This is a genomic window from Abiotrophia defectiva ATCC 49176, from assembly GCF_037041345.1.
Taxonomy (GTDB): domain Bacteria; phylum Bacillota; class Bacilli; order Lactobacillales; family Aerococcaceae; genus Abiotrophia.
The window spans coordinates 756649-774122 of sequence record NZ_CP146287.1 but is presented as its reverse complement, the minus strand read 5'-3'; the positions used below and the strand labels follow the sequence as shown (position 1 = coordinate 774122).

Below are 17474 nucleotides of genomic sequence, written 5' to 3'. Positions count from 1 at the left end.
CTCCTTTTGTCCTTGCGCAAAACTACAAGCCCTGAATAGTCAACATAGGCAGCATCATAACCAAGTACATGGCCACCACCAGCAAGCCGATGAAAACAAAGAGAATAGGCTGGATAAAGTGGATTTTCTTGGTCATGTCTTCCTGCAAATCTCGACCTAGCTTGGCCGCATAGACCAGGCATTTGGCTGATAGCTGGCTGGTCAATTCACCCTGCTCAATAATGAGAGGGAATTGGCGGGTGAAGAGACCTAGCTGGCTCATCTGCTGGGTTAGGGGCCTCCCCTCCAGACAGCCGGCCATCAGATAATGGGCTAGTTCAGCCAGGAAAGGATCGACTGGATAGTCCATCCAGACCTGCAACATTTGTTGAAGGGATAGGCCGCCTGCCAGAAAGTAGCCCAACTCGTAAGCTACCTGCTGGGTCAGCTGCCAGGACAGCCACTTGCCTAGAAGCGGCATGGGTCTCAGCCAGGCATAGCGCTTGAGGTAAGTGGCTTTTTGCAGAAGCAGTCCCCCTACCCCCAGACCTAGTAAGCCCACTGCCAGTAAGACCAAGGACAGTTGGGGCAAATAGGTGAAAAAGCCAATTAAGAAGCGGACTAGCCATTCCCGCTCATATACCTCCTGGCTAATAAAGCTGGTGACCTGGGGCAAGATAAAGGTTCTCATCCCGAATAGCATGCCCACTAAACAGAGTCCCATCATGCCCGGATAGGCCAATTGCTTGGCCATTTCCTTACGGAAGAGCCGAGCATGATGCAGGCGCTGAGCTGCTTGAAGCAAGGCTTCCTGCAAGCGATTCTGGCGACTGGCATAGAAGAGTTGAGCTACGATTTTGGTCCCAAAGCCTAATTGGGCCAGGGATTTTTCTAGGCTCTGCCCTTCTACTAAGGCCGCATCCACCTTCAGAAGCAAGGCCTGATACTTAGGCATTAAGAGGGCCAAAAATTGCAGGGCTGTGCTTAAGGCAAAGCCCTGGCCCAACAAATCCGCTAGGACCGACAAGACATAGGCTTGTTGGACTAGGGGTAGCTTCTTGGGGTGGTTGAGCCGCTCAAACCACTTCAAATTGCAGGTAGGCCTTCGCATCGATGAAGCCATAGGACCACGCCTTTCTCAGCTTGTCGTTCAGGGTCTGATAGGCAGGCTCTGCCAACTCCTGGGTCAGATGTTGGCGCAAGGCCTGTCCTGACAGAATCTCTAGCAAGGCCAAGCGCTTAGCCCCAACCGGGTGATGTTGACAGGCTAGCTGGCAACTGGTCTGGCAGAGGCTACAGTAGCGCGGAATCAGCCGTTGACTGACAATGCCAATCAAGGTCTGGGTCAGCTGAGCCTGACTAATACTAAGCTCAGCCAAACGCGCCATGACGCCCAAGCTATCCTTGGCATGGACGGTCGCAATCATCAAGTGCCCGGTCAAGGCACCCCGGATGACCATGCGGGCCGTCTCTTCGTCCCGGATTTCGCCAATCATTAAGACATCCGGATGATGACGCAGGCTAGCCTTAATCATGACATCATAAGAGATACCAGCCGCTTCATTTATCTGGGTCTGTAGGAAACGGGGCTCGAAGATTTCCACCGGATCTTCCATGGTAATCACCTGGATGAACTCCTCTTCCAGTCGTTCTCTAAGCAGGTGATAGATGGTGGTAGTCTTGCCCGAACCGACTGGCCCCGAGAAGAGGATGAGGCCCGACTTGCGTCGGATTAAGCGCCGCAGAATGTCTAGGTCCTTGGGAAAATAAGTCAGCAAGGGCCCGCCTTGACGCGCTTGCGACTGGATGACCCGAATGACCAGAGACTCTCGCAGGTGGACATCCCCAATGGTCGAAAAACGCAATTCCACAGCCTGTCCATCTAGTTCTAGATGACTTGCGCCCGACTGGGGCTTGCGCTTCTCTCCTACGTCCATATCCGCCCGATACTTGAAGTAATTAATGAGTCTCTTGCCCCAGTCTAGGTCCTGACGGCCCTCTTCATGCAAGAGGCCATTGAGACGAAAGTAAAGGACATAGTGGTCAGGCTTGGGCATCAGGTGGATGTCGGATACACCTTGGGAGACGGCTTTAACAATGAGATCATGGGCTTGTTCTTCAATTGCTAAGGACATAGAATTTCCCCCTCACTTATAAATACCCAAAAAGGGGCACTTTTATCCAAAGAAATTCAGGGGATTCGGGATATTGTTTGGCAATATGATGATGGAACAGCTGATTTTTAGCGGAATTCCTTGAATCTATAATCAGAGAACACTTAATTTTTCCTATTTTAACTAATATACAAATATTATATAAGCAACAAAAAAGGACGGGACCTAAGTCCCATCCTGCTAAAACCAGGTCTCCTTCTGGCTGACCTGCTGGTAGTATTGTAAGGTGTGGTTGTTTTCCAAGAGATAGTAGCCCAAGACCCCGACCGCTAGCCCGGCCAGGCAGCCCCCTAGACTGAGCCAAGGCAGATAGTTGAAGAGGGTCCAAGATCGGGCGAACCAGGCGGCTACCGACAGTTGGCCCACATTGAAGAGCATGCCTCCCAGTATGGAGAGTCCAACGACCGAAACCCGCTTAGGCCCCAGCTGCTTGACTAAGAGCATGGCCCCGAAGGACAGGTAGGAACCCACCAAGGAATAGAAGAACATGGAGAAGGTCCCCCCTACCAGGAGAGTGACCAGTAAACGCAGGCTAACCACCTGAAAACTCTGGCGTGGCGTCAAGGTGAAAAGGGCCAAGAGCGTGACAATATTAGCCAAACCTAGTTTGGCTCCCGGCGCAAAGACAAAAGGCGACGGCAACATACGTTCAAATATGCTAATGACCACCCCTTGGGCGACCAGAAGCGAGAGATAGACCAACATTCGATGGCCATGGCGCTGCATGGGCACCCTCCTTTCTGAGCCGAGATTAAAATAGAAAAATTGCGCCCTAGTCAGCCTAAGGCGCAAAAGTCAATTAAAGCCAATTAGTTGCTTGAAGACTCGCTGGAAGATTCGCTTGAAGCTTCAGAACTGCTTGATGATACATCATCTGGTTGGTTAGCTAAGTCTACTAGTTCCTTAACCGCGTCTTTTAAGTCAGCGTCGTCAATTTGAACCTTAGCCGCTTCGATTAATTTACCAATAATCTTGTAAGAAAATTTTTGATCTTTAATCTTGCTGTCTAAGTATTCTTTTTTCACATCGTCTTTGATATCTGCCAATGGCTTCTTCTCACCATTGTTGATGGTCTTGATGATGTGGTAACCGAACTTACTTTTAACTGGTGTCTTGGTGTATTCGCCATTAGCTTGACCCTTAACCCCATCTTCAAATTCCTTAACCATTTGACCTGAAGTAAAGGGTGATAAGAGACCCCCTTGTTGGGCAGACCCGTCTTTAGAGTAGGTCTTAGCTAATTCGTCGAAGTTTTCGCCAGCATCTAATTTAGAGATGATGTCTTTTGCTTCTTCTTCAGTGTCAACCAAGATGTGTTGAGCTTCCATCTTAGGTTGGTAAGTGTTGTTGTAGTAGTCTTCGATAGCTGCATCGGATTGGTCGATTTGCTTAGAAACCACTTCGTTGAAGAGGTTACGGATGTAAATTTGGTTCTTGAAGTCTTCAACTGAACCTAATTTTTGGTAGGTTAAGAGTTCTTGGAACTTCTCTTCGCCACCAACTTTTTCGATTTGCTTAGCGACTTCTTCTTCTGCTTTCTTCTTGATGTCTGCAGCGTTAGGCGCGTTCATTTCCAATACCTTTTGCAAGATCATAGAACGCAAGGTTACTAAACCAGCGTCTTTTTTCATTTGGTTGTAGAGATCTTCCTTGGTGATGGTTTGGTCACCTACAGTGGCAACGTTGTCTTGCGCGTAAACCACGCTGGCAGTATTGGCAACTGCACCTGATAAAACTAAGACAGAGGCAAAAGCCATCATACGGTTAAGTGTTGTTCTTTTCATTCAATCAATCCCTTATATAACATTAATTTTTTGATTACTGTACTACTATAACACATTTGCTGTGAAATGAGTATGAAGAAGTCGAAAATCCATGAAAAGATTATGATTTATTCACATTTTCCTGGGCTTCTTCTAAATCCGAGTTGAGTTTTTCAACTTTTTCCTGGGTGCGACGGATGCGTGGCCCATTGGCTTCCTGAAAACGACGGAAGAGAGTCTGTACTTCCCCTACCGTTGACTGTAAGAGCGGCAAGCCCTTGTCAGTGACGTCGTGCAAGGCCCGGCGAATACGGCAAGTATCTTGCCCCAATTGTTGGCTATCCTGACAGAAATCATTGACATAAGACTTAAGCTGGCGGCGAGTAGTCGCCCCATCTTGTTTGACATTAAGTAGTGTCCAAGCCCCAGCCGCCAAGGCGCCTAAGACGAACCCGCGTGTAAATTTACCCATTATGCTTCCTCCTCTTGAGCTAAGGCGCTGGCAATAGCAGCCGCCCGAGCGCTAAATTCTTCTACTGTGTAAGACTTGCTGTTGTCAGCGAAGGACCAGCCAAAGCCATCGCCATCCCCTTGATAGCGGGGAATTAAGTGAATATGGGAGTGAAAAACCGTCTGGCCGGCCGCATGACCATTGTTATTGAGGATATTAAGCCCCAACATATCAGGAAAGGCACGGCGTACTGCCCGGCTAATCTTAGGCAATTTGGTCATGACCTTAGTCGCCAAGTCCTCATCATATTCAAAAATATTAGCCACATGGGTTTTAGGAATCACCAGAGTATGGCCTGGTGTCACCTGGGTAATATCTAAAAAGGCGTAGACATCCTCATCTTCATAGACCTTGGCACTTGGAATCTGGCCTTCAATTATCTTGCAAAAAATACAATCTGTCATGGCAGTCGCCTCCTCACATTCTATGATGCTAGTCTACCATAAATATAGGGGAAAGTGTATGGAAAAGGATTGGACTACTGATTGTTAGAGCAGTATGTGACTTTCTGTCCTGGATATCAAAAAACGCCCTGTACAAGGGCGTTTTAGTCTATCTTAGCTTACTTAACTTATTTCTCTCAACTAACAGCTTTTGATATTCTTCTTCTAACTCTGCACTTGGATTGACTGATAACTGACTCAATAGCGAACTAATTCTGAATTCTAGTATTGTAAGCTCATCTTTACGACCACTTTTCTTATTTCTTGTATCGTGTTCACAACTATCGCTGCGACTACTTGATAATACCTGATGATCTAAACTTAGCTCAGAAGTAGCAAGGGCTGACACAAAAGTCGTATCATGACTTACAAATAGTAAGATGCCTGGAAACTTCTTAAGTATGTGTTCTAATGCTTCAAGCGCCTTTATATCTAAAAAGTTTGTTGCTTCATCGACAAGTAGAACATCTAAATCTTGAATCAGTAAGCAGAGTAAGTGACACTTAGCTCTCTCTCCACTACTAAGCTGATTCACCCTAGTCTCAATATTATGCGTTTTAAAATTTAACACTGCCATCACAGTACGCAATTCATGCTGGCTTAAAGAGGACACATCACGAACCATTTGGTAGAGTGTACGATCATCCTCTTGACTATCTGAGTTCTGCTGTTGAAAGTAGCCCTTTCGATAGTGGCTAGGGATAATTGAATTAACATAATTAAGATAGCTAGTCTTCCCAGTTCCATTATTCCCTGTAATAGCAAGTTTTTGCCCACTCATCAAGGTAAGCGCAGGTAAATCCCAAAGTACTTTTCCTTGAACGCTACATCTTTTTGGCGGGATATAAAGCGTTCGATTGATATTCTTTTGCGAATAAGTTAAGAAAGAGACATCATACTGCTCGGTAACAGGCTCTGGCTTATCCATTGCTTGCAATCTATCTACTAATTGTAAACGTGCCTTATGACTTTTCTTATTTTTTACTGCCAGTTTTGTTTTCATACCTGTGATTCGATATTCTGATGGACTAAGCTTTCTAGGCTTCTTACTTTTGCGTTCTTGCTCTTCATACTGGGCTTGAATGGTCTGTTTGAGACGTTTAGTCTCTTGATGATATTTCTTAAGGTCGGCCTGATATTCTTGTTGCCTAATCAGGAGCTGATCTTGATATTGATCGTAATTACCTTCATATTCAGTAAGCTGCCCATTCTCAATCGCCCATATCTTATTACAGATACGACGTAACAAATCACGGTCATGACTTACAATGCAAAAAGTTCCATGGTTTCTTTCTATCAGGGCAATCAAATTAGCTATATTGTTTACGTCAAGATAGGTAGTAGGCTCATCCAATAGATAAAGGCAATTCGTTTCTTTCAAAGTAGACACCATTTTATCCATGACGGTCTCACCACCACTTTTACCTATATCAGCTAAATTGGAGAAAGTAGATAGAACACTTGTTAGACCTTGTTTTTCGCATATTTTAGCTATAGAGGCTAATAAAGTGGATTTCCCACTACCATTTTTACCGATGATGCCTATAACATCTCCTTCATTTATTACTAAAGGTGGCGACTTAAATAAGACACGATCTTTAATTTCAATATTTTGTGCAGGTAAATGGTACTGTCTCATAAATGTCCCCTCCTAGCCAGTATACGGACGCCATAGCTCTGTTAGCTAAAATTAGATAACACCTTATTTTTATCATCTTTTTTTAATCTTACACTTACTAACATTGTACCCTAGTTAAGGTAAATGTCAACTCTTGTCCCGTAGTTGACATTTCTGTTTGATTTATGCCTTCCTCTGATTAATTTAAATACAAAAAAGCCCCTTACTAGGAGGGGCTTTCCCATACATCGCCGGAGGGAATCGAACCCCCATTACAAGAACCGGAATCTTGTGTGATATCCTTTACACTACGGCGACAGTACTTGATTATCTTACCACAGAAGGTGGTTTTTGGCAAGGTCTTTCCCCTGGAATTTTGGCATAAGAAGAGCCCGGACGAGGCTTGGCCCCATCCGGACTGAATCATCTTACTCCTTAGTTGTGCTGAAGAAAACAGGGTCGCTAAGGTTGAAGGAAATCGTATAATCACCGTCCTTGGGAACCATAATCGCGATATAGCCTTCATGTTCAGCACCAGGGAAGAGACTATAATCTAAAAACATGCGCTCTTTTGGAATGCTTGGAAAGACCTCTTGCTCAATTTGCTTACCCTTAAGATCCAAAACTCTTGGAAACATTTCGATAGTGTCTAAAGGATAATCTTCGTCGCCTTTTTCATAGACTAATTTGACCTTAATTAGATGATATTCATACTTACTATCCAACTGGTCAATGTCACCTTGATTTGAATCACTAAATTCTAGTAATTTATCTTGAGCTTCTTTGCCTTTAAGAACTTCTAGAACTGAAAGCTTAATGGTGGTCATCACCTTTTGATCGCCAAAATATTCCTTATAGGTAATTTCCTTTTCTTGTCCCAAAGGCACGGGACTATCAGGCTTGCCCCACTTGTCTTTATCAGCTTCTGAATGAGCTTTCTTCTTGCTGGAAGATTCTGTTGAGCTAGAGGAAGCAGCTTCGCTAGAAGTGCTAGAAGAACTTGAAGAGCTTTCAGCTGCCACCGAGAATGTTGGGGCCACAGCACCTACTAGGCTTAGGACTAAAACTGCTGATAGGAGTCGTTTTTTCATTCCATAACCACCTTTACATCATAATAAATCGATGATAGCTCCTTGCCAATTGCCTGACAATAAAGCCTTGACTGTCAATCATAAAGCCCGGCTCAGGCTCTTGCCCTAGCCGGACTTGTCTGCGTCTATTACTTAGTCGTGCTGAAGAAAACAGGCTTGCCTAAGTCATAGGAAATTGAATAGTCGCCACCTTTAGGAACAGCTACTACCACATACCCTTCATGGTCACTACCTGGATAGAGTTCAATATCGGAGAACTTCTTCTCGTTTGGCACATCCGCATAGAAATCCACCTTAACTTCCTTACCCTTGGCATCAAATACTTTTGGTCGGTAAGGCGTTTTTAAAGGCTCATCTTCGTCGCCCTTTTCATAAACAAATTTGAGTTTAATCACGTTTAACTCATAATTACTATCCAATTTTTTGATGGCTTCTTTGTTATAGCTTTCAAACTCTAATAGTTTAGCTTCAGCTTCTTTGCCCTTGAGAACTTCTAAGACGGAAAGCTTAGCCTTTACATCAACCTTTTTACCTCCAATATAGTCTTTATATTGAATTTCCTTCTCTTCACCTAAAGGGACTGGTGTGCTGCGTTTACCCCAGTTAGCCTTGTCCGCTTCTGAATGAGATTTTTTCTTGCTTGAAGCTTCTTCTGAGCTAGAAGAAGCAGCCTCGCTAGAAGCGCTGGAGGAACTTGATGAACTTTCTGCTGTTACCAAGACGCTTGGAGCTAGGGCGCCAACTAAGCTTAAGGCAAAAGCTGCAGATAGGAGAACTTTTTTCATTCAATGACCACCTTTACATATTGATAATTTAATTATATCTTATTGAGAATCATAATACAAGATGGGATTCATACAAAAGGCCAGGGCCCCCGCCCTAGCCTTGTTTGGCTTATTTTTGTCCGTAGTAGGCATTGGCCCCGTGTTTACGGAAATAGTGTTTGTCCAGCACATATTGTGGTAGAGGTTGAATATCTGGGTTAATGGCTTCTGTTTCCAGGGCAATATGGCAGACTTCATCCAATACCAAGCTGTTCTCGATGGCCTTTTGAATCGTTGGCCCCCAAGTGAAAGGTCCATGTCCTTGAACCAAGACACCTGGTACTGCCAATGGATCCAAGTTGCGTTCCTTGAAGGTATCCGCGATGACCACCCCAGTATTGACTTCGTAGGCTTCCGCCACTTCTGTCTCAGTCAAATGACGGGTTAAGGGCACTGGCCCATAGAAGGTATCGGCATGTGTGGTCCCGTAGCAAGGCAAATCACGCCCTGCTTGAGCCCAACAAACGGCATACTTGCTGTGGGTATGAACCACGGCATTGACGCCAGGAAAGGCCTTATAAAGCACCACATGGGTTGGCAGGTCAGACGATGGACGATAGCCATCAGCATCCAGTGGCTTACCGTCTAAGTCGGTCACCACCATTTGGTCAGGTGTCATCTGCTTGTAGTCCACACCACTTGGCTTGATGACGATGACGCCTAAGTCGCGGTTAACTTCCGAGGCATTACCCCAAGTTAATTGGACCAAACCCCATTCAGGTAATTGTAAGTTGGCATTGAAGACGCGTTCTTTCATTTTGGCAATGATTTCTTCACGATTCATTAGTATCCCGCCTCCTCAAAGATTGGTTTTAGGAAGGCCTGTGCTTCCTTGATACGTTCTGCTGGCTGGTCGTCGGTCTCACTCCACATTTCGAAGAGGAAGGTCCCTTCATAACCTAAGCGCTTAAGGGTCTTAAGGCAGCCTAAGAAGTCGACATCACCCTCACCCCATGGCACACACTTGAATTGGCCTGGGAAGTCTGGCGTCACATTCTTGGTGTCCTTAACATGGACAGCCACAATGTGGTCAATCCCCTTCTCTAGTTCGTAACCTGGATTGTTTTCTGGCCAAGCAGACAAGTTACCCAAGTCAGGATAGGCTTGCAGCCATGGTGACTTGATTTGTTGCTTGATTTCCATGAATTTAGACAGGGAGTTAATGAAGGGATCATCCATAATCTCAATGGACAGCATGACTTGTTTGGCAGCCGCCATCTTAACCGCCTTGTCTAGGTTCTGGATAAAGAGCTCACGCGACAGCACGGTCTTGTCTTCATAGTAGACATCATAGCCGGCCAATTGGATGTTGCGGACGCCTAACTTAACCGCTAAGTCCACACATTCCTGCATCATTTCCAAGGCCTTTTGGCGCTTAGCGGGATCAGCCGACCCAAATGGATAGCGGCGATGGCCGGATAAGCAGATGGAATAGATGCGGACGCCCGTAGAGCGTTGGGCTTGGTTGACAGCCTCAATCTCTTGATCGGTCCATTGCAGGCGGGCCAGACGCTCGTCGGTCTCGTCAATGGACATTTCAACGAAGTCGAAGCCCAAGGAGGCCGCTAGCTCTAGCCGCTCCTGCCAGGAAATGCCCTTAGGTAGGGCCTTCTCATAAATACCAAATGTTGTCATAGCCTAACCCCAGATCTCGCGGATCTTGTCCTTGAACTCGCGGGCTGCGGCAGCAGGATCTGCTGCTTCCGTAATGCCACGACCGGCAATGAAGGTGTAGACATCAACGCCACGGAAGAGTTCCAAGGTGTCCACGTTGAGCCCACCAGTTACAGAGACACGGAAGCCCATTTCGATTAATTTCTTAACCTTGCTTAGGTCGCGCTCACCCCAGGTTTCACCTGCTAGGAGGGCGTCACGGCTTTGGTGGTAGATGGCTTGGCTGATACCAGCGTCTAACCACTGTTGGGCCTGCTCATAAGTCCAGTCACCATATAGTTCGACTTGGATTTCCTTAACTTCTTTGGCTGCGGCCTTCATAGTTGGAATGGTGGCGCTACAGATACAGGTCATCCAGTCAGCTCCGTACTTAGCCACGTTCTTAGCCACAGTCCCACCCGCATCGGCACACTTGGTGTCAGCGACGATGATTTTGTCAGGGAAGATGTTGCGCAGGGTTTGAACCACTTCGCCCCCTACTTCCAGTAAGAGCACGGTCCCTGCTTCGATAATGTCGACTTCATGGCCAACTGATACGGCAGCCGCTACGGCATCAGGACGATTAGAATGGTCTAAGGCAACTTGTAAATTAGGAATTCCCATGCTTAACCTCCTTAGGCACCAATGCCGTTTTCAGCTAATTTCTCAGTGATTTCTTTTTCAGATAAGAGGTTTTGTAAGCCAATGACTTTAGTGTTTGGTAAATCTAAGCCATCGAAGACATCGATTAAGGCTTTGGAGCAGATCACCACATCATAGCCCTTAGCCAAGGATTTTGCTTCAGCGATCGCACAGTGGTGGATTTCCAAAGGTACACCGATTTTGCGGAAGACATTGGTAATCTTCATTTTAATAATTTGGCTTGAACCCATCCCTGAACCACATGCTGCTAATACTTTCATTTTTTATTCGCTCCTTTTTCATTCTTAAATTGGTATGGCTTGACCGGTGTAAGCGCAGTCAAGCCATCCACGTTTTTATTATACTACGATTAAGCTTCTTTTGCTTCTAAATAGGCTTCGTAATCTTCTGCAATAGTGAAGTAGTGTTCCTTGTTCTTGAGGTATTGCAATTGAGGAATTGCCAAGAGGATCACCAATACGACGCCCAAACCTACATAGTGTAAGTTTTGCATTAAGAAACCGAACCCAACCCAGACAGTGTCCCAGTCGAAGTTGCCGTGCCAACCGCCGTATTTAGCTAAGCCGAAAGCACCTGCTGCCAAAGCCCCACCCAATACCTGGATGACCCCAGAAGCGAAGGTTAAGATAGAAGCGGCACGCAAGCCACCCTTGTGGTTAGCATAGACAGCGAAGGTCGCGTTGTCGAAGAAGACAGGCACGAACCCAGTGATGATGAAGACAGGGCTCTTGAAGACAATCAAACCGATGATGGCCACTAATTGACCTAATACCCCGAAGAGGAAGCCGATAGTCACGGCGTTTGGTGAACCAAAACCGTAGACAGCCGCACAGTCAACCGCTGGCATAGAACCTGGCAAGAGTTTGTTAGAGATCCCTTGGAAGGCTTCAGACAATTCAGCCACGAACATCCGCACCCCAAGTTGCAATACTTGGATGTAAACGGTGAAGGTCAAGGCAACCTTCATGATGTAGAAGAAGAAGTCGTCTGTTTCCTTGAGAGTGGTCATCTTGAGCTTGAGAATTTCTTGCCCATTGACGCTGACTAAGTAGTCTTTACCTAAGATTAAGAGGATGGCACCGAAGAAGACAATCATCAAGATAGAAGTTGCCACGATGGATTCTTTGAAGATAGATAAGAAACCAGGCAATTCCAAATCTTCAATCTTACGGTCATTCTTACCAGAGAGTTTTGGCGCTAACTTGTCAGTTAACCAAATACCAAACATTTGTTGGTGACCGATAGCGAAGCCGCCACCTTCAGTGAGTTCTTGAGTTGCTTCAACCGTAAGGTTAGAAGCAACTGCCCAGTAAACCCCAAGGACAATCCCTAAAACCACCACAAATTGTAATTGGTTCACGTCATTGCCCAAAGCCAAGGCCAAGAGCCAGGTAGCCGTTGCAGATTGTTGGACCATGATGTGACCGGTAATGAAGACGGTACGCACCTTGGTAAAACGACGGAAGATGACTAAGGCTAAGTTAGCCAAGAAGGCTACTAAGAGCACTTGCACGGTCAAACCAGTGGCGTGACCTGCTTCTTTCAAGGCTGCTTCAGCCGCAGCTTGCCCGAAGTATGGGTCGATAACCGCTGCTTGTAATTGGAAACGGTCAGCCAAAGCGACCAAGATTGGACGGAAGTTTGAAACCAAACCGCCGGCTGCCACGTTCAAGATCATATAACCGACCACGGCTTTGATGAAACCAGCTAGGGCATCATACCATTTGCGGCCCAAGAGTAAATAACCAACTAAGACAATCAGCCCGACAAAGTATTCAGGCTTGGTAAAGATGTTGGCATAGAAAAATTGCCAGAAACCGAATAAAAATTCCATATTATTCACCTAATCCCTCTAAAATAGATTGTAAGTCTTCCTTGCTGCGGGCCTTAACAAAGGCCTCCACCACTTCTTCTGAATCGAGCAAGGTCACGAGTTCAGAGAGGTTTTCCAAGTGCTTGTCATTGTCTGTAGATGCCAAGACGAAGAAAAGGCGAGGTTGGAAATCAGCACTAGGACCGAAGTCAACTGGCTTTTCTGTATTCATAAAGGCAACGGCGGTTTCATTCACCCCTCTTCCCTCTTGGGCATGGGGAATGCAGATGTCCGGCGCAATCACGATGTAAGGTCCAAATTCATGGACGTTAGCAATGATATAGCCTGGATATTCTGGCTCAATCACGCCCTGAGCCACTAGGGGCTCACAGGCAGCGCGAATGGCATCTTCCCAGGAATCGTAGCCAGCCTGGAAGCTGAAACGATTACCGTCAATAATTTCTCTTAACATTAGTCAGTCTCCTCTAGTTCAGTCTTATAAGAAGGATGGGAATGGCACGTCGTTTTCCTTGCTGAAGGCATCGTCGAAGCCACGGTAGAAGTTGAATTCCAACTTGTTCAAGTCTTGTGGGTAGTTGTATTGACCCCCTACTTGCCAGATAAATGGTTGGAAGTCATATTGCAGGCGGTCTTTCTTCATGTTCCAGAGGGCTAAGATTTCATCGGTATCAGCCATGAAGTTGGTCCAGATATCGTGGTGAACTGGGATCACTACGCGGGCATTCAAGCACTCAGCCATACGCAAGATATCAACAGAGGTCATCTTGTCGGTAATCCCACGAGGGTTTTCACCAAAGGCCCCTAAGCAGACATCAATCTTGTGTTCGTTACCGTGTTTAGCGAACATGTTAGAGAAGTGAGAGTCGCCGGCATGGTAGATGTTACCACCTGAAGTTTTGAAGAGGTAGTTAACGGCAATTAGGTCCATGTCTTGTGGCATTTTACCCTTGAGTTCATATTCAGGGTCACCATCCCAAGTCACTAAGGCGGTCCGGTCGAAGGCTTCTAAAGCGACCACTTCGATGTCTTTGATCTTAACCGATTCGTTAGGACGCACTACCACGGTACGTTCTGCTGGGACACCCCATTTGAGCCAGGTATCGACCACGGCTTTAGGCCCCACGAATTTAGCTTCTGGGCAGTTCTTAGCCACAGCCGCGGCGGTGTTAATGTCTAAGTGGTCGGAGTGGATGTGAGTGACCACTAAAGCGTCCACGCCTTCGATTTCGAATGGATCTAGGACGAATGGTTGGTTACGTAAGTTTGGTTGGAGTTTTTCTACCCCGGACATACGCATCATTTGGTGGCCTTTCTTCATGTTGCCGGCCCCGTGACTGCGTTTACCTGTACCGGTCCAGAGATCGCAAAGGATGTTAGTGCCTTGATCGGATTTGATCCAAATCCCGGTACAGCCTAACCACCACATAGCGAAAGAATTTGGCTCTACTTGTTTGTCACGAATTTCTTCGTTGAGCCAAGTCCCCCACTCTGGGAAGGTCTCGCGCAACCAGGTATCCTTTGTTACATCTTGGATTGTTCTCATCATTATTACCTCCATTAACTTGTGTCTAGCGATGTTTACATGTCTATGATAACGCAACCAGGCACCGCTTACAAGCTAATTTTATGTTCGATTTAACATTTAATGTGCTTTTAGTGTGTTAGATGTTTGTTTTATGCTTGTTTTGTGGTAAAATGTCTTTATAGATTACCAGAAAGAAGTGTCCACCATGAAACGTTCCGTCCAAGATGTTCGTCAACGGCGTGATTTGATGATTCAGGCCCTCAACCAATCACCCAGCAAGAGTCTAACCGTCGAAATCCTAGCCCAACTGGCCAAGGTGTCTACTATGACGGTGCGGCGTGACTTGAACCTGCTGGCTAAGATGGGCATTATCGAACGCCACCATGGTTATGCCATCCTGAATGAGGTGCCCTTTTTCGAAGGTGATACCCAAAATCCCCATATCGAACAAATCAAACAGGCCATCGCTGAAAAAGCCGCTACTTATATAGAAGAAAAGATGACCATTTATATGAACACCTCCACCACCGCCATGCACGTCATGGACTATCTCAAGGAGACCCCAGTCACGGTCGTCACCAACAACCTGCGCATGAGCGAACAGGAAATGCATCCAAGTTCGACCATTATCCTGTCAGGGGGCGAGATTCATTTTCCTAAGGCGGCCCTGGTCGGCGAACTGGCGGCTGATTCCCTGCGCCATATCAATGCCAATATCTGCATTATGGGCTGCTCCGGCATTAACGCCCAAGTCGGCATTACCACCGGCGACTTCCGCGAGTCCAAGGTCAACCAACTCATGGTCCAGAACTCCCACGGTCTGGTCATCGTGGTGGCTGACTACCGCAAGATTGGTGTCACCTCCAACTTCCAGGTAGCCGGCATTCAAAAGATCGACATCCTGATCACTGACACCTATGGCGACCCTGCCCTCCTCAAGGAAATCGAAGAGGCCGGCGTGACTGTCATTCAAATTGATGAAGCCATCTAAAGTACAAGCCCCACTTGCTAGCCTTAAGCAAGCGGGGCTTAATTTTTTCTATAGCAAAAGGGAGCAAGCTCACAGGCCGGCTCCCTTTTCTTGTCTTATTTCTTGTCTAATGATGGCTTCTAGTGAGGCTGAGAAACGCTCCCGGTCCTGGCGGCCAAAGGGCTTGGGCCCCTTGCCTCCGTAGCGTCCCGTCTTGCGCCGGCTGACCTGGCCCATATAACGTTGGGTCAGGAGCTGGTCCATGGCTTCTGGCCGGTAGCGCCAGCCCATATGATGCAAGACAATGGCCTTGTTAAGGAGAATGGTCGCCAGACCATAGTCCTGGGTAACCACAATATCGCCCTGCTGGACTAAGGCCACAATCTTATAGTCGGCCTGGTCAGCGCCCCGCTCCACATAAACCGTCTGGACATGAGCCGGATAATCGGTCTTGCTGACATGGTTATAGGAGGCCACGATGATGACGGGCAAGTCCCATTTGGCGGCTAGGTTAATGGCCTCGGCCTTAACAGGACAGGCATCCCCATCCAGCAGAATCCGCATCTACTTGTCCTCCTGGGCCGCCAACTTGGCTTCTACATAGGCATCTTGGAAATGCGTCGTCCAGTAAACCCACATAATCATGGCCATAAAGGCAATGCCCAATCCAGTTAGGACATGGGCCGGGTTGCCCGTCACAAAGCCTACCAGGACGGCCACCAAGGTTGGCCAACCGAAGCAGTTGAGGCAGACCCGGAAGGCCTGGCCATAAGACTTAATGGAGAAGATATCCGTGAATTTCATAAAGGACAGGAAGCCCGCCACACCAAAGAGCATGATTAGGAAGCTGACCGCTAGCAAGAGCCAGGAATTAATGAAGATGGTCAGAATAATGGCTAGGCGATTATTTTGGAACCACTGGCCAGATAGGAGCCGGTTGAGACTGTCGGCGCTAGTAGCCGGTCTAAAGTCAGCTTCTGGGTCATAAGGCTGGGACAAGAAGCGATTGCCTGCCGCCGTCACCACGAAACGTTCAGGTGTGAAGGCTACCCCCGCCTTGCCTGCCAGGCTAGCTTCTAGCTGCTGGCTATCATCTTGAGCCAGGAGCATGACACGGCCCTGGTCATCGTCACGCAGACTGATGTCTTGGCTAGGCATGACCAACTGGCCATTGGGCCCAGTCGCATAATGAGCCAACTGCTCCGCTACTTGGTCGTCTAGCAGGGCCATAGACTGGGAAGCAAATTGATCTAGGCTGACAATCTTAAGCTGGCCAATCTTAACCGCAATGGGCAGAATCATGACGCTAATAATCAAGAGAATCACAGCTAGGGTCTGTCTGAGTTTGAGAGGTTGCCGCTCCTTGAAGGCCGACACTGGCCCTGCCATGGCGGCAAAGTAATTAAGGGGAAATGCTTTTGTGGACATCCGGGTTCCTACTTTCATTGAATTCTACCTCTCTAGTATACCATAAAGGCACCCGCTGGAAAACCAGGCCGAGAGGTCATGAGGGAAGAATTCCCCCTCTAAACAAAAAGGACAGGAAAAGCTTCCTGCCCCATAAAGTGCTAATCTTAGCCCTTGGTCCCCCCGTTGACCAAACCGGTCACGAAGTTCTTCTGTAACATGAAGAAGAGGGCTGAGATTGGCACGGCGATTAAGATAGCACCGGCCGCGAAGAGCGCAACCCGTTGGTTACGTTGGTCCGCAATCAGAGTTTGCAGACCGGCTGCGACAGTATAAGACTCTTCCTTACGCAGCAAGAACTTAGCCAAGAGGTAGTCCCCGAATGGTCCCATGAAGGCCCAGAGGGCTTGCACGGCGATCATTGGACGCACCAATGGCAAGACGATTTGCCAGAAGATCCGGAAGTGACCTGCCCCGTCAAGGTTAGCAGATTCATCCAAGTCGTAAGGCACGGTATCGAAGTAACCCTTCATCAACCAGGTGTTCATTGGAATCCCACCCCCGATATAGATCAGAGAGAGGAACCAGAATTGGTTGAGGGCGTTGAGCAAGACAGCCATAACGTAGAAGGCAGTCAAGGCAGCCATGGTTGGCACCATTTGCACGATTAAGAAGAAGAGCAAGGATTTCTTACGGCCCATGAAGTTGTAACGGCTGTAAGCATAACCTGCCAAGGTGACAACGAAGACTTGCACCACCATGGTAGTCGTTGCGACGAACAAGGTGTTACGGTACCAAGAGAGGTACTTGGTCTCGTTGAAGAGACGGGTGAAGTTGTCCAAGGACCATTGCATCCCCAAGTCTAGGGAGAAGGCGGTCACGTTCCCTGCCTTAAAGGCCGAACTCACGGTGATTAAGAGCGGGTAAATAATGACGATGGAGAGGACAACCATGTAGAAGTAGGTCAGGAATTGGCCTACATAACGGGAAAATTTCGCTGATTTAGTCAAATTTTTCAT

20 protein-coding genes and 1 tRNA gene are annotated in these 17474 nt (G+C 47.2%); 1 reads left to right on the top strand and 20 read right to left on the bottom strand.

The window, feature by feature from the left end:
• Positions 1-22: 22 nt before the first annotated feature.
• The 17 genes from comGB to ulaG all read right to left on the bottom strand — a co-directional run bounded on the left by comGB (position 23) and on the right by ulaG (position 14096).
• Complete coding sequence (comGB, locus tag V7R82_RS03700) at positions 23-1069, bottom strand: competence type IV pilus assembly protein ComGB (protein ID WP_338543476.1); 1047 nt, start codon at positions 1067-1069, stop codon at positions 23-25.
• Entirely contained in the window at positions 1056-2114 is a 1059-nt protein-coding gene (comGA, locus tag V7R82_RS03695; protein WP_338543474.1) for a competence type IV pilus ATPase ComGA, read from the bottom strand. The genes comGB and comGA overlap by 14 nt, the downstream gene beginning before the upstream one ends.
• Positions 2115-2333: 219 nt before the next feature.
• Positions 2334-2879 carry a Gx transporter family protein gene (locus tag V7R82_RS03690; protein WP_070756141.1) on the bottom strand — a complete coding sequence of 182 codons (546 nt, stop codon included), beginning with the start codon at positions 2877-2879 and terminating at the stop codon, positions 2334-2336.
• Positions 2880-2962: 83 nt separating this feature from the next.
• A complete protein-coding gene (locus V7R82_RS03685) occupies positions 2963-3937 on the bottom strand; it encodes a peptidylprolyl isomerase (protein ID WP_311465809.1) in 975 nt (324 codons plus the stop codon).
• A gap of 100 nt (positions 3938-4037) precedes the next feature.
• Positions 4038-4388 carry a YtxH domain-containing protein gene (locus tag V7R82_RS03680; RefSeq protein WP_306486871.1) on the bottom strand — a complete coding sequence of 117 codons (351 nt, stop codon included), beginning with the start codon at positions 4386-4388 and terminating at the stop codon, positions 4038-4040.
• On the bottom strand, positions 4388-4831 hold the full coding sequence (locus V7R82_RS03675; RefSeq protein ID WP_338543470.1) for an HIT family protein: 444 nt from the start codon (positions 4829-4831) through the stop codon (positions 4388-4390). The genes V7R82_RS03680 and V7R82_RS03675 overlap by 1 nt, the downstream gene beginning before the upstream one ends.
• 148 nt (positions 4832-4979) lie before the next feature.
• Positions 4980-6509, bottom strand: coding sequence for an ATP-binding cassette domain-containing protein (locus V7R82_RS03670; RefSeq protein WP_338543468.1), 1530 nt, complete (start codon positions 6507-6509; stop codon positions 4980-4982).
• Positions 6510-6734: 225 nt separating this feature from the next.
• Positions 6735-6806, bottom strand: a tRNA-Arg gene (locus tag V7R82_RS03665).
• A 110-nt stretch (positions 6807-6916) separates the two neighbouring features.
• A complete protein-coding gene (locus tag V7R82_RS03660; protein ID WP_338543466.1) occupies positions 6917-7579 on the bottom strand; it encodes a hypothetical protein in 663 nt (220 codons plus the stop codon).
• A gap of 128 nt (positions 7580-7707) precedes the next feature.
• The gene (locus V7R82_RS03655; RefSeq protein WP_338543464.1) at positions 7708-8364 is read right to left on the bottom strand and encodes a hypothetical protein; all 657 of its coding nucleotides are present in this window, start codon (positions 8362-8364) and stop codon (positions 7708-7710) included.
• Positions 8365-8473: 109 nt separating this feature from the next.
• Positions 8474-9187 carry an L-ribulose-5-phosphate 4-epimerase AraD gene (gene araD, locus V7R82_RS03650; protein WP_338543462.1) on the bottom strand — a complete coding sequence of 238 codons (714 nt, stop codon included), beginning with the start codon at positions 9185-9187 and terminating at the stop codon, positions 8474-8476.
• A complete protein-coding gene (locus tag V7R82_RS03645; RefSeq protein WP_070756123.1) occupies positions 9187-10038 on the bottom strand; it encodes an L-ribulose-5-phosphate 3-epimerase in 852 nt (283 codons plus the stop codon). The genes araD and V7R82_RS03645 overlap by 1 nt, the downstream gene beginning before the upstream one ends.
• A 3-nt stretch (positions 10039-10041) precedes the next feature.
• Positions 10042-10680, bottom strand: a complete 639-nt coding sequence (locus V7R82_RS03640; protein ID WP_070756122.1) for a 3-keto-L-gulonate-6-phosphate decarboxylase UlaD — start codon at positions 10678-10680, stop codon at positions 10042-10044.
• Between the two features lie 11 nt (positions 10681-10691).
• Positions 10692-10979 carry a PTS sugar transporter subunit IIB gene (locus V7R82_RS03635; protein WP_023391861.1) on the bottom strand — a complete coding sequence of 96 codons (288 nt, stop codon included), beginning with the start codon at positions 10977-10979 and terminating at the stop codon, positions 10692-10694.
• Positions 10980-11068: 89 nt separating this feature from the next.
• Positions 11069-12553 (bottom strand): PTS ascorbate transporter subunit IIC, encoded by a 1485-nt coding sequence (locus V7R82_RS03630; RefSeq protein WP_070756121.1) that lies wholly within the window; start codon positions 12551-12553, stop codon positions 11069-11071.
• A 1-nt stretch (position 12554) separates the two neighbouring features.
• Positions 12555-13004: a PTS sugar transporter subunit IIA gene (locus tag V7R82_RS03625; RefSeq protein WP_314198200.1), complete on the bottom strand. Its 450-nt coding sequence runs from the start codon at positions 13002-13004 to the stop codon at positions 12555-12557.
• 24 nt (positions 13005-13028) lie between these two features.
• Positions 13029-14096: an L-ascorbate 6-phosphate lactonase gene (gene ulaG / locus V7R82_RS03620; protein WP_303887228.1), complete on the bottom strand. Its 1068-nt coding sequence runs from the start codon at positions 14094-14096 to the stop codon at positions 13029-13031.
• 187 nt (positions 14097-14283) lie between these two features.
• Between ulaG and V7R82_RS03615 the strand changes: the two genes are divergently transcribed.
• Positions 14284-15069, top strand: a complete 786-nt coding sequence (locus V7R82_RS03615; RefSeq protein ID WP_314692929.1) for a DeoR/GlpR family DNA-binding transcription regulator — start codon at positions 14284-14286, stop codon at positions 15067-15069.
• A 69-nt stretch (positions 15070-15138) separates the two neighbouring features.
• On the opposite strand, the gene V7R82_RS03610 is transcribed toward V7R82_RS03615, so the two are convergent.
• The 3 genes from V7R82_RS03610 to V7R82_RS03600 form a co-directional block, all read right to left on the bottom strand.
• The gene (locus tag V7R82_RS03610; protein WP_314692931.1) at positions 15139-15612 is read right to left on the bottom strand and encodes a YaiI/YqxD family protein; all 474 of its coding nucleotides are present in this window, start codon (positions 15610-15612) and stop codon (positions 15139-15141) included.
• Positions 15613-16476: a DUF1189 family protein gene (locus V7R82_RS03605; protein WP_338543453.1), complete on the bottom strand. Its 864-nt coding sequence runs from the start codon at positions 16474-16476 to the stop codon at positions 15613-15615.
• A gap of 146 nt (positions 16477-16622) precedes the next feature.
• Positions 16623-17474 carry a sugar ABC transporter permease gene (locus V7R82_RS03600; RefSeq protein ID WP_298076798.1) on the bottom strand — a complete coding sequence of 284 codons (852 nt, stop codon included), beginning with the start codon at positions 17472-17474 and terminating at the stop codon, positions 16623-16625.